This is a genomic window from Streptomyces sp. NPDC090108 (assembly GCF_044747185.1).
GTDB lineage: Bacteria > Actinomycetota > Actinomycetes > Streptomycetales > Streptomycetaceae > Streptomyces.
The window spans coordinates 1,130,366-1,142,873 of sequence record NZ_JBIVDQ010000002.1 but is presented as its reverse complement, the minus strand read 5'-3'; the positions used below and the strand labels follow the sequence as shown (position 1 = coordinate 1,142,873).

The 12,508-nt window shown below is 72.6% G+C and carries 11 protein-coding genes; 7 read left to right on the top strand and 4 right to left on the bottom strand.

The features are described from left to right. Nucleotides 1–12: 12 nt before the first annotated feature. Both ACIPRD_RS10035 and ACIPRD_RS10030 read left to right on the top strand, forming a co-directional pair. A complete protein-coding gene (locus tag ACIPRD_RS10035) occupies nucleotides 13–780 on the top strand; it encodes a hypothetical protein (RefSeq protein WP_401561762.1) in 768 nt (255 codons plus the stop codon). Between the two features lie 55 nt (nucleotides 781–835). After that, a complete protein-coding gene (locus ACIPRD_RS10030; protein ID WP_401561760.1) occupies nucleotides 836–2,083 on the top strand; it encodes a ThuA domain-containing protein in 1,248 nt (415 codons plus the stop codon). A gap of 194 nt (nucleotides 2,084–2,277) precedes the next feature. Here the strand turns inward: ACIPRD_RS10030 and ACIPRD_RS10025 are convergent, their stop codons facing one another. Both ACIPRD_RS10025 and ACIPRD_RS10020 read right to left on the bottom strand, forming a co-directional pair. Beyond that, nucleotides 2,278–3,348: a hypothetical protein gene (locus ACIPRD_RS10025; protein ID WP_401561757.1), complete on the bottom strand. Its 1,071-nt coding sequence runs from the start codon at nucleotides 3,346–3,348 to the stop codon at nucleotides 2,278–2,280. Between the two features lie 190 nt (nucleotides 3,349–3,538). After that, on the bottom strand, nucleotides 3,539–4,012 hold the full coding sequence (locus ACIPRD_RS10020) for a rhodanese-like domain-containing protein (RefSeq protein WP_356410148.1): 474 nt from the start codon (nucleotides 4,010–4,012) through the stop codon (nucleotides 3,539–3,541). 93 nt (nucleotides 4,013–4,105) lie between these two features. Between ACIPRD_RS10020 and ACIPRD_RS10015 the strand changes: the two genes are divergently transcribed. Then, the gene (locus ACIPRD_RS10015) at nucleotides 4,106–4,561 is read left to right on the top strand and encodes an Lrp/AsnC family transcriptional regulator (RefSeq protein WP_401561754.1); all 456 of its coding nucleotides are present in this window, start codon (nucleotides 4,106–4,108) and stop codon (nucleotides 4,559–4,561) included. 22 nt (nucleotides 4,562–4,583) lie between these two features. On the opposite strand, the gene ACIPRD_RS10010 is transcribed toward ACIPRD_RS10015, so the two are convergent. Together ACIPRD_RS10010 and ACIPRD_RS10005 are read right to left on the bottom strand one after the other, a co-directional pair. Continuing rightward, nucleotides 4,584–5,063 carry a diadenosine tetraphosphate hydrolase gene (locus tag ACIPRD_RS10010; protein WP_401561751.1) on the bottom strand — a complete coding sequence of 160 codons (480 nt, stop codon included), beginning with the start codon at nucleotides 5,061–5,063 and terminating at the stop codon, nucleotides 4,584–4,586. Nucleotides 5,064–5,092: 29 nt separating this feature from the next. Beyond that, entirely contained in the window at nucleotides 5,093–5,515 is a 423-nt protein-coding gene (locus ACIPRD_RS10005; protein WP_356410157.1) for a nuclear transport factor 2 family protein, read from the bottom strand. Nucleotides 5,516–6,013: 498 nt separating this feature from the next. On the opposite strand from ACIPRD_RS10005, the gene ACIPRD_RS10000 reads away from it, so the two are divergent. From ACIPRD_RS10000 to ACIPRD_RS09985, 4 genes are all read left to right on the top strand, one after another. Continuing rightward, nucleotides 6,014–7,006: a CorA family divalent cation transporter gene (locus ACIPRD_RS10000; protein WP_356410159.1), complete on the top strand. Its 993-nt coding sequence runs from the start codon at nucleotides 6,014–6,016 to the stop codon at nucleotides 7,004–7,006. A gap of 90 nt (nucleotides 7,007–7,096) precedes the next feature. Continuing rightward, entirely contained in the window at nucleotides 7,097–7,711 is a 615-nt protein-coding gene (locus ACIPRD_RS09995) for an SUKH-4 family immunity protein (RefSeq protein ID WP_401561937.1), read from the top strand. Nucleotides 7,712–7,825: 114 nt separating this feature from the next. After that, a complete protein-coding gene (locus tag ACIPRD_RS09990; protein WP_356410161.1) occupies nucleotides 7,826–8,275 on the top strand; it encodes a spore-associated protein in 450 nt (149 codons plus the stop codon). A gap of 235 nt (nucleotides 8,276–8,510) precedes the next feature. Beyond that, nucleotides 8,511–12,326, top strand: coding sequence for a tetratricopeptide repeat protein (locus tag ACIPRD_RS09985; protein ID WP_401561747.1), 3,816 nt, complete (start codon nucleotides 8,511–8,513; stop codon nucleotides 12,324–12,326). Nucleotides 12,327–12,508: the final 182 nt, after the last annotated feature.

Here is a 12,508-nt window from a genome sequence, read left to right as displayed (position 1 = left end):
GGGCCGGAGCAGTTGGCGTTCGCCACCACCGCCACGGGTGCCGGTTCCGCGCTCCAGGGCGCCGACGCGTCGAGGACGGTGTCCTGCGGCTGCCGGCTCGACCCCGTCTGCGGCACGACCGACGCCCCGGGACCGCGCCTGGGGCTGGTCAGCAAGGCCGATGTCGCCGACGTTCCGCTGAAGGCGTTCGCGGGGGCGTGCTTCCGCCCCGACCTCATGCGGGGCGTCGAGCTCACCAACGAGGCGCTCGGGGCCGTCGCGGACGACATACAGTCCCGGCAGCCGGTGACCGCGTCGAGCCTGCTCGCCGCTCCCGTGCCCGCGGCCTGCGGGCACAAAGGCGGACGGCTCAGCGGCGGCGAGCTGCCGGACATCCCGGCACAGCACGGCGTGATGGGCCTGGCCTGGGAGGAGACCGGACAGCCACGTGGAGACCTGCTGACGTTCGGCGACCTCGACGGCGACGGCACCGGGGACGCGGCGGCCACGCTCTACTGCACCACGGGCGGCGTCCCCTGGCCGGAGATCACGCTGCGCTGGAACGGACACGCCGTCGCCCCGTCCGGCCTCACCGCCACCACGGAACACAGTACGGCCGACCGCTTCCTGCCCGCCCTGCGCGACCAAGACACCGCCGCCGCGTCCTCACTCGCCACGGACGGGGTCGCCGCGAAAGCCGCCGCGCACCGCACGCGGCGGCGGCGGACGCCGGGGCGCACCGCTTCTGGTCTGGACCAGAGTGTTGACATGGGCATGAACTGGGTCTACATCCATGAATGAGAGCACGCCCGCTCCCCCTGTCCTCCGCTCCCCCACGTACGAGGAAGGACGCCCCATGGTCGGATCCCGCACCGCGCGCCGGCTGTCCCGGACCCTGACACGGCTGTCCGTGCTGCTGGCCGTACTGCTCGGCCTGTCGGCCGGACCGGCGCACAGCGCCCAGGCCGCACCCGCCTTCAAGGTGCTCGCGTTCTACGACGGGACGTACGACGCCGCCCACATCAGCTTCGTCCACGAGGCCAACTCCTGGTTCCCGCAGACCGCGTCGCAGTACGGGTTCTCGTACACCGCGACCAACGACTGGAGCCGGCTCAACACCGCGAACCTGGCCGGCTACCAGGTGGTGATGTTCCTCGACGACTACCCCCACACCGCGGCGCAGCAGTCGGCGTTCCAGACCTTCATGAACAACGGCGGCGGCTTCTTCGGCTTCCACGTCTCGGCGTTCACGACGGACACCGGCGACTGGCCCTGGTACCACAACACCTTCCTCGGCACCGGCACCTTCCGGACCAACACCTGGGGGCCCACCGCCGAGACGCTCACCATCGGCGACCGCGACCATCCGGCCGCCGCGGGTCTGCCGGCGACGATCACCTCGTCGGTCAGCGAGTGGTACAGCTGGCAGAACGACCTGCGGCAGAACCCCGCCATCGACATCCTCGCCTCGATGGCTCCGTCGACCTTCCCGGTCGGCACCGACCCGAACCAGTCCTGGTACAGCGGCTTCTACCCGGTCGTCTGGTCGAACCGCAACTACAGGATGATCTACGCGAACTTCGGCCACAACGCCATGGACTACGCCACGAACACGACCCTGTCCTCCACCTTCGCCAGTACCCAGCAGAACCAGTTGCTCATCCAGGGCCTGCGGTGGGTCGGCGGCCAGTCCGGCCCGGTCACCCCGCCGCCGTCCGGCAGCACCGGCCCGGTACGCGGCTACGGCGGCAAGTGCGTGGACGTCGCGGGCGCCTCCTCCGCCAACGGCACGGCCGTGCAGCTGTACGACTGCAACGGCAGCGGGGCGCAGAACTGGACCGTCGCCGGCGACGGCAGCCTCCAGGCACTCGGCAAGTGCATGGACATCACCTCGGGCGGCACCGCCGACGGCTCGACCGTCCAGTTGTACGACTGCAACGGGACCGGCGCCCAGAAGTGGCAGCCGGGCGCCGCGGGTTCGCTCGTGAACCCGCAGTCCGGGAAGTGTCTGGACGCCACGGGTCCCAGCAGCGCCAACGGGACACGCCTGCAGATCTGGACGTGCACCGGCGCGGCCAACCAGAGCTGGACACTGCCTTCCTGACCGGCTCCCCGGTGGCCGGGACCGCAGGACCATCCTCGGTCCCGGTCCCGGTCCCGGCCCCGGCCCCGGCCCCGGTCCCGGTCCCGGTCCCGGGCTGCCGGGCTGCCGGGCTGCCGGGCTGCCGGGCTGCCGGGCTGCCGGGCTGCCGGGCTGCCGGGCTGCCGGGCGAAGTGTTGCGGCTCGTGTCCAGCGCCCTACTGGATGCTCCAGCGGTGCGGGTGAGCGGGTTCCTCGGGGCAGGCGAAGATGTTCAGTTCGCCCCAGCGGCCCACGGTCACCTCGGTCGGTGTCGCGAACGGGTGCGGGGGCAGCCCCTGTTCCTCCAGGGGCTGCCAACTGCCGCTGCCGCCGTCCCACTCCGAGCTGTCGACGGTCAGCAGCAGATGCATCGGAGCCGAGCAGGTGGGGCAGTCCATCGGATACGGGTCGGTGACGTGCCAGGAGGCGAAACCGCCGGCCCGCCAGCCCGGCGGGATGGAGAGGTCGTACTGGTAGCACGCCGGCGGCCGCGGAGCGTCCTCGGTCGCCGGGCCGTCGGCCTCGTCCGGTTGCCCGGCCTCCTCCAGCTCCTCCCGCGCCTCCTCCTGAGCCGCGTCCCAGTCGTCGATGCGGGCACCCAGTTCCTCCGGCAGGAGCCCGGCGTACTGGTACGTGGCCACCTGCTCGGGATGCAACACGCACGGCTCCGGCACGTAACCGTCGAAGCCGACCACCTCCGGCCACGGCGGCCGCGTCATCACCTCGGTGACCTCCGCCGACCTGCGCCAGCGAAGGTCGAGCAGCATCCCGTAGCCGCTCGGACCGTGGGCGTCGAAGGGGCACCAGAACACCTGGAGCAGATCGCAGCCGTCCGGGCCGGCCGGCAGGTCGGGAAGGTCCCGGCTGTAGAGCTGGGCGACACCGATCAACGGCAGCGGATCATCCGCACCGGCCGCCGGTGTCCGGTGCTTCTCGCGGAGCCGCTCCAGCTGTGCCGCTTCCTCTTCGGTGCAGCCGGGGTCCAGGTCCCGGCGTCGTACGGAAGCCTGCACCTGACGCTCCCGGCGGATGTCCGCCGGACGCCTGCCGTGCGCGTGGTCATGCGGCTCGGTGCACACCGGCCAGGGCTCGTCCGCCGGCCACAGCAGCGGACCGCCCACCGAGCTGTCCTCGACGCCCGGGCGGCCCGGGCGGGGATGCAGCCGGGTGGTGGTGCCGCGGTGGGCCGACAGCTCGGGGAACAGCGCCTCGACATCGATCGGACGCGGCGGTGTGGTTCTCGACATGGGCCGACCCTAAACGGCTGCCGACGGCGGCGATCGGGGACCCCGGAGACGAGAACCCGCGGCCACGCGGGCGAGAACCCTCGGCCACGGGTACGGGAACCCGGAGCCACGGTTCGGGAACCCGGGGCCGCGGGTACGACGACGGGCCGGGCGGCGCGCGCCGGTGCGCCCGGCCCGTCCGGCGGAGCTCTCAGCAGGCGCAGGTGACGGAGCCGGCAGGCGCGGTCAGTGGGTCGGCCGCGCGCCGTTCGGTGCCGGTCGCGCTCTCCACCGGAAACCCCTCGCGGATCCAGTACTCGATGCCGCCGATCATCTCCTTGACCCGGTAGCCGAGCCGGGCGAGAGCGAGGGCGGCGCGGGTGGCGCCGTCGCAGCCCGGCCCCCAGCAGTACGTGACGACCGGGATCCGCGGATCCAGCAGGTCCGGAGCACGTTCCGGGATGTCGGCCACCGGCAGGTGCAGCGCACCCGGCACGTGACCCTGCGCCCAGCCGGCGGCCGCGCGTGAATCGACCAGGACGAATCCGGGGTCGCCCGAGGCGAGGGAGGCACCGACGTCGGACACGTCGGCCTGGAAGGTCAGGCGCGCGGTGAAGAAGGCGGCGGCCTCCGCCGGGGCCGCGGGCGGCACACGGAGCGCCGGGCTCATGTCGTTGTCAACCATGGGGAGAACGCTATGGAGTTCCCCGTCCTGTCTGAACCGACGATCAAGGGGGTTCCCTGTACCTCCCCGGGGATTCCGCGGTGATAATCGGTCATGGCCGCTGAATCCCTGGACGACACCGATGCCCGCATCCTGGACGCCCTCCAACGCGACGGACGGGCCAGCTATGCCGAACTCGCGCGGGCGGTGTCGATGTCGCCCAGCGCCGTCACCGAACGGGTGCGCCGGCTAGAGGAGAGCGGCGTGATCCGCGGCTACTCCGCCGTCGTGGACCCCGAACGGCTCGGGCTCGGCATCATGGCCTTCGTCCGGCTGCGCTATCCGACCGGCAACTACAGGCCGTTCCACGATCTCGTCGCGTCCACCCCGGAGATCATGGAAGCCCACCATGTGACCGGGGAGGACTGCTTCGTGCTGAAGGTCGTCGCGCGGTCCATGCGCGATCTGGAACGTACGACGGGGCGCATCGCCGGGCTGGGGGCCGTCACCACCAGCGTCGTCTACTCCAGCCCGCTGCCCAACAGGGCGGTCACCGCGCCGACTTCGTAGCCCGTCAGCCGCGTGCGTGGCGTCAGCCCGTGGCACCGAGCCGGTCCAGCTCGTTGCCGAGCTCGGTGCGCAGCGCGTCGTGGCGCGGCCCCAGTCCGAAGCTCTCGTCACGCCACCGGTCTGCGGGGTAGAGCCACACCGGCCTGCCGACGGACTCCGCCGGCTCCCAGTCGAACCTGGGCCAGACGTGAGCGTGCAGGAACGGGTCGGTGTTCCCGAGGATCTCCAGGTTGACCCGGCGGAAGGCGGGATCCGAGCGGCGGCAGACGCGCTCGACCGCCTCACCGAGCCGGTCCATGTCGGACAGGAACGTCAGCCGCTTGGCCCTCGGCAGGTCCGACAGCCGCTGCACGCCGGGTTCGTCCACGAGGAGAACCGAGTACCCGGGCAGGAACTGTACGTCGCCGATCACCGCGAATCCCGCCCCGAGCCGTCGCAGCACGGTCGGGTTCTCCCCGCACAGCGCGGCCCCGATCCGGTCGGCCCTCCAGTCAACAGCCATGTGACACGTCACCTCTCGCAAGCCCGACGTCAGGAAACAGCCTTCCGCAGCGACGCGATGAGGCGGTCGGCGTCCCCTCGTGCCGTGTACGTGCGGATCGGGTCGATGTAGTCGCGCGACTCGATGATCCGGCCGTCCCGGACGCGCAGGACGAAGACGCAGGGCACCTTGGCCGTGGAGCCGTCCGGCGCCGTGAACTCATAGGCGAACTCGGCGACGATCACTTCGGGGTCGGCCGTCTCGTGCACGACGACATCGACGACCTGCCGCTTCGGCAAGGACTCCCGGACTTCCGGCGGCACCGAGAAGTGCTCCTGGAGTGCACGCCGGCTGGTCAGCGGCTCGGCCTCCGGCGTCGCCATCGGATGCCGGACATCGGTGACTTCGCCGTACAGGTCGGGCAACTCGTCGAACTTCCGGTCGGCGACCCCATGGACAAGCCGGAGAAACACTTCACGCGGACTCGGACTCACAAGACCTCCCCAGGCAGGCCGCACAGGCGACCGGTGACGGGTTATCGGGTGGATGATCAGTATCGCCTCAGCGGGCCGCCGCACTGGACGCGGCCATGCGCACGGCAGCGGCCGGCACAGTCAACTCGCCTGTCAGCCTGTGCAGGCGACACAGCGCGTCGGATCACCCGAAAGGAACACGCCGAAGCGCAGCCGACGTCGCTGCGGATCACGCGCCCGGTCTGCCGGAGGTCTCCGGGGGTCTGCCGACCACGGCGGCCCGGAAGGCGCGCCGGATCATGCGGAGAGGCGCAGGTACCTCGGCAAGGGGTGTCCCCGCCGGGGTGGACGGCTCGGGCGTCCGCTGTCGCCGCCGGTCGTCCGCCGGGCTGCGTCACTCGAATGCCGGTCACAGCGCTGCGCCTGTCCGGGGGATCTTCGGGCGTTTGCGCCCAGGTGTCCGTGCGAGAGCCTCCGCCCGTGCGCAGGCTGTGCAGCGTGATCGTATCGGTGGTGTCGATGCCGGACGGAGCCGTCAGCCTGACCAGCCTGTCGGCGGCGCGGGAGCGCATGGGGGTCTCGGACTTCCTTCTGGTGGACATCGAGCTGCCGGCGGAGGCGCCACCGGGTGCGGGACCGCTCTCGGACCTGCTGGGGCTGGACCCGCAGGGACTGGGGTGGCTCGGCAGGGAAGGCGAACCCGTCCGCGCCGAGTACGAGGGCCGGCTCGGCGGGTTCGTCGTGCCGGTGATGGTGGACGAGGACGTGGTCCATGTCCATGTCCTGCTCAGCGAGCGGTTCCTGGTCACCGTGCACCGGGGGCCGGTCGCGGCGCTGCGGAACTTCATCGCCCGGCTGCCGCACGACAGACCGCCCCACCTCCTCGCCTGTGTGTTCCTGTTGTTGCAGGGCGCACTGGAGACGTTCCGCCGGTCCGCCGCGCAGGGCGTGCTCGACGTCGAGGATCTGGAGGACGAGATGTTCGAGCGACGACGTCAGCAGCAGGTGTACCGGCTGGCGCTCCTTCGGCGACGCGCGTCCCTGATGCATCACGAACTGCTGCCCTTCGTGCAGGCGATGCAGGAGGTCCTCGCCCGGCGGGCCGTGAACAGCGAGATCCCCGAGGAACGGCGGGCGCTGCACAGCACGTACGAACGCAACATGGCGCAGGTGCTCACGGCGATCGAGTCGTTCCAGGAAGCCACCCGGCGGGTCATGGTCACCTATTCGTCCCTGGTGGGCGGCGAGCAGAACGCCGTGATCAACCGGCTCACCGTCGTATCGACGATCTTCCTGCCGCTGACCTTCATCACCGGGTTCTTCGGGATGAACTTCAACTATCTGACCGACGAGTTGACGAGCGAGATCGTCTTCTGGCTGCTGGCCGTCGGCCTCCAGATCGTCATTCTGCTCGCCGCCCTGTACGTGGTGCGTCATACGCAGTTCTGGCGGGAACTCCGTGACAAGTCGGAGGACAGGCCGCGGAACTGACAGGCGCCGGGACGCGTCACGGCCCGGTGGAGCGGGTGTGAGAGGGTGTGACGCGATCCGGGACAGCATGCGGAGTTCGGAGTGTCAGCAGTGCTTTTCGACATCACCCGCGGCGAACTCGTGGGTCTCTTCGGCGCGGACCGGATCGCGACGATGCCCGACGGCGCCTTCCCGCCCTCCGTCGCGGACACCGAGGGCGCCCGCCTCCTGCGGGCTGTCGGCGTGCCCATGGGGACGCTCGCACTGCGTGAGCCCGACGAGGGCACCGGCCGGCTTCCCCTCGTCCAGGACGTCGTCGAGACGGGGGACTTCGGGAACGCCCCGGAAGGCGCGGGTGATTGGCCCGTCTTCGGCTGGCTGCTCAACGCCCACCTCGCCCTCGACCCCGGTTCCGGCAAGGTGCACGCCTTCGACGCCGACGAGGAGACCGTGCGGGAACTCCACACCGACGTCTCCTCCCTCGTCCATGTGACTGCCCGGTTCCAGTCCCTGCTGGAGGAGTTCGCGTTCACCGACGACGAGGACGAGGAAGCGGGCTTCGAGCGCCTGGAACGCGAGGTCGAGCGTGTCCGCCGGGAGACGGGCGACCTGGACCCGCTCCCGTTCCAGGACGACGAGACCGTGTGGTCGGTGGTCGGCGACGAGATCGCCATGGGCATGCGCTTCACGGCGGGCAGCCCGGGAGGCCGCTCCCTCTACGGGTGATCGACACCCCGGCGCACCACTCAGACAGGTCCGGCGGACCGGTACAACCATCCGGATGGTCTGCGAGTCACACCAGACAGGAGAAAGGAAATCCAACAGCAACAAGGGGGAAATATGCGATTCGCTCGATCCGCCCTGACCGTCACCGCGCTGATGGGCCTCGCGGCGGGGACCACCGCCGCTCTGGCGGCGCCCGCGTCCGCCACACCCAACACCACTCCGCAGAAGGTCTGCGGAAGCAGCTACAAGACCGTGAACTCGGCGCCCATCGGCTCCCTCGGCACGGTCTACCTGACCTACAACGCGTCGAACGGCAACAACTGCGTCGCGACCATCCGCACCAACCCGGGCGCGGTGAGGGACATGTCCACCTGGATCTACGTCCCCGACACCGACCAGGGCGACCAGGACTACGGGCAGTACACGTCGTACGCCGGACCGGCCTACGTCTACGGCAAGGGCCACTGCGTCGACTGGGGCGGCAACATCAGCAACGTGTACGTGCAGGTCACCGGCTCCAACTGTGCCTCTCTCAAGGAGCACCGCGTCACCACCACGCGGTGACCCCGCCGTCCCGCGCGGCCGGCGGGCCGCCCGGGGGATCACGGTGAAGACGCCCGTCCTGGCGGAACCCCCACGGTTCCGCCAGGGCGGGCGTCGGCGTTCCGGCAGGACCGGGCGCGCGTCCGCGCGGGCAGCCCGCGGAGGCGGTCGCCCCGCCGGCCCGACCGCCGCCCGCCGCCCACCGGCCCGACTGCCGTGGCACCGGCCGGACGGTAGCCTGCTCGTGAGGGCATCCATGGCCGATGAAATGGACATCCGGCTTCTCGGCGGCTTCTCCGTGGCGGTCGAGGACCGCCCGGTCGCCGCCGGGGCGTGGCGGCTGCGCAAGGCGCGGAGTCTGCTGAAACTGCTGTGCCTGTCACCGGGCCACCGTCTGCACCGCGAGCGGGTGTACGACATGCTGTGGCCCGGTCTCGGCCACGCCGCCGCCGCGAACAACCTGCACCAGGTGCTGCACGCCGTACGGCGGGCGCTGGCTTCGGCGGGGGCGCGCGGCGAGGTCGTCCTCCTCCGCGACGACATGGTGCTGCTCGCCCCCGACGGGGGTGTGCGGGTGGATCTGGACGTGTTCGACGAGCGGGCCCGGCGGGCGCTGGCGGACGGTGATGCGGCCGGGCACCGGGCCGCGCTGGCCATGGCGGAAGCGGGGCTGCTCCCCGAGGACCGGTACGAGCCCTGGGTGAGCGACGCGGCGGAGGTCCTGCGGACGCGGTGCGCGGCGTTGCGGCTGGGGCTAGGCGAGGCGCTGGCGCGCGAGCACCGCCCTGCGGAGGCCGTGGAGGTACTGCGTTCCTCGGTCGCCGAGAACCCCTTGGACGAGCCCGCCCACCGCGCGCTGATGCGGGTGCTGGCCGACGACGGGCGGCGCGGGGAGGCGCTGGCCGTGTACGAACGGCTGCGGGAGGCGGCACGTCGGGACAGCGGCACCGATCCCGACCCACGGACCCGGCGCCTGTACCGGACACTGCTCACCGATTCCGTGGAGACCGGCCCGATGAACCCCGGTTCGGTGACAGCGGGTCCGGTGGAGCCCGGCCCGATGGAGCCCGGTCCGGTGAGAGCCGGTTCGACGGGCGCCGGTCCGGTGAGAGCCGGTTCGACGGGCGCCGGTCCGGTGAGAGCCGGTTCGACGGGCGCCGGTCCCGTGGGAGCCGGTTCGGATGGGACCGGTCGGGTGGGGGCGGAGACAGCTGTGGCCGGTTCGCCGGCCGGGGGTTCCCCGGGCGGGTCCGGTTCGGCAGCGGCGGGCGAACGGGGACACCGGGGTCGCCGGCACCCTCTGCCGGTGCCGGCGACGGCTCTGATCGGCCGGGAGCGGGAGATCGCCGAGGTGGAGCGGCTGCTCGGGCGGAGCAGGCTGCTGACGCTCACCGGGGCCGGCGGCTGCGGGAAGACCCGGCTGGCGCTCGCGGTGGCGGGACGGCGGGACGGCGAGTTCCGCGACGGGGCGGCCTTCGTCGGGCTGGCGTCGCTGACCGAGTCGCATCTCGTGCCCGAGGCCGTCGCCGCGGCACTCGGGCTCCAGGTGCCCCTGTCCGAGCACTCCGGAGAGCCGGGGCGGGGGGACTCCGGCACGGGCGGGAGCGCGCCGGATGCGCTGATCTCCCAGCTGGGTCCGCTGGAGACACTTCTGGTGCTGGACAACTGCGAGCATCTTGTCGACGCCTGCGCCGCTCTGGTCCAGGAGATCGTGGCCCGCTGTCCCGGGGTGCGGGTTCTCGCGACCAGCAGGGAGCCGTTGCGCAGCTACGGGGAGCGCACCTTCCGTGTGCCCTCGCTGGTACTGCCCGATCCGCGCCGGCTGCCGCCCGTCGCGGAGCTGGGCCGGTTCGCGGCGGTGCGGCTCTTCGTGGAACGGGCGGCCGACTCCTGCCCCGGTTTCCGGCTGACCGCGCAGAACGCGGCGGCCGTGGCGCGGATCTGCTTCCGGCTGGACGGGATGCCGCTGGCGCTGGAACTCGCGGCGGCGCGGGCGCACGTGCTGTCCCCGCGGCAGATCGCCGAGCGTCTCGACGACGCGCTGACGCTGCTCGGCCCCGGCGGCAGGCGGGGTGCGACCCGTCAGGAGACCTTGCTGGCGACTCTGGAGTGGAGCCACCGTCTGCTCGACGAGGAGGAACGGCGCCTGTTCCGCAGGCTCGCGGTGTTCGCGGGCGGGTTCTCCCTCGCGGCGGCGGAGGCGGTGTGCTCGGGCGCCCTCTGGACGGCTGCGGTGCCGGCGCCCGGCGACGCCGGTCAGGGCCCGGCGCCCACTGCCGTACCGGGCGCCACTCAGGCCCCTCAGGCCACTGCCACCCTGGAGACTCAGGCCCCTGCCGCGCTGGACGCCACACCGGCCCCGGAGACCACTGCCGTACCGGGCCCCAATCCGGCCCCTGAGGCCACTGCCACGCCGAACAGCACCACGGCCCCAGAGGCCGCTCCAGCCCCCGAGGCCGCCCAATCCCCGAGCGGCACACCCGTGCTGGACCTGCTCGGCAGGCTCGTCGACAAGTCGCTGGTCGGCGTGGAGCCCTGGCGGGACGAGGTCCGTTTCCGGCTGCCGGAGACGATCCGGCAGTACGCCGCGGGCCGGCTGCGGGCCGCCGGGGAGCAGCCGGCGGCGGAGGCGGCGCACCGGCGCTTCTACCTGTCCCTCGCGGTGGCGCGGGACCGTGAGCCGCCCACCGGAACGGCGGGGCCGACCTCCCTTGAACTGGAGGCCGACTATGGCAACCTGCGGGCTGCCCTGCGCTCTCTGCTGCGCCACGAACCGGAGGAGGCGTTGCGGCTGGCCGTGGCGCTGCGGCTGTTCTGGACCGAGCGGGGGCGTTTCGCCGAGGGGCGGCGCTGGCTGGACGACGCCCTGGCCGCCGCACCCGCGCCCACCCCGCAGCGGGCCCGCGCGCTGCTGGGCCGTGCCGTGCTGGCGATCCGGCTCGGGGACGGCGCCCTGCTGGAGGACGTCGCCGAGGAGATCGTCGCGATCCAGCGCCGGCGGACGGATCCGGATCCGACCGGGCGCGCGCACGCCCACTACCAGCAGGCCGTACTGCTGTGGATGCGCGGTGCCTGGGACCGCGCCCGCCCCGCCCTGGACCGGGCCCAGGCCCTTGCGCGGAACGCGGGCGAGCCGTCGGTTCTCGCCGCCGCCTCCCATCTGGAGGGGGTCTGGGCGGTGTGCCGGGGTGAGGGCGCGGCGGCTCGTGACGCCCTGGCGCGGAGCCTGCGGCTGCTGGAGGAAACGGTCGCGGACGGCACAGGCGGCACGGGCGGCACGGGCGGCACGGGCGGCACGGGCGGCACGGGCGGCGACCGGTTCTTCCCGGTCATGACACCGGGGTACACGGTCGAGGCGGGTCCCGCCGGACCGGTGTCGGTGTGTTTCGAGGAGACCGTCCTCTCGGGGAGGGCGGTGGGGCCGGCCCGGGCGTTCGGCCACGCCCTGACGACGTACGCGTGGGCCTGCCGTCTGGCGGGGGACCATGATGCCGCGGTGGCGGCGGCGGAGCGTGCCGCCGACCGCTTCCGCGCCCTGGCCGATCCGCACGGCGAGTCGCTCGCCCTGAACGTGCTCGGCAACATCCTGCGCGGCCACGGAGACCTCGACGCGGCCCGCAAGCGTCTTGAGGCGGCGCTGTCGATCCGGCGCGACCTGGGCGACCGGCGGGAGGAAGGGGTCACGCTCGGCTGTCTGGGGCTGCTCGCGCTGGCCGAGGACGACACCGGCGGCGCGCGGGACACGTTCGCCCGGGTCCTCACGGGGTTCGAGGAGGCCGACGACCTCCCCGGCGTCACCAACACGCTGCTCCACCTCGGGCTGGTGGCCCGCCGCACGGGGGACACGGCAGGGGCCGTCGCGCTGCTGGAGCGTGCCCGGGCGGTGGAGCACATCCCGGGGTCGACGTCGGCGGCGGGATGGGTCGAGCTGACGCTGGCGCCGCTGCTGCGCCGGGGCGGCGATCCGCACGGCGCCGAAGCCGCGCTCGCCCGGGCGGCCGGGCTGTTCACACGCCTCGGTGACACGCGCGGCACGGCCCTGCTGCGCGTCCTGGCGGACGGCGGCCCGTGATGCGCTGGACCGGCGGGCCGTGACGCGCTGGACCGGCGGGCCGTGACGCGCTGGACCGGCGGACGGCGGGCCGTGACGCTCTGGACCGGCGGTACGCCCGTCCAGCCGCGCGGAGAGACGGCGAAGCCGCTGCTGAGTGAGTGCTAAGAGGCCGCGTCTACGGTCGTGGACATCCGCTGGAA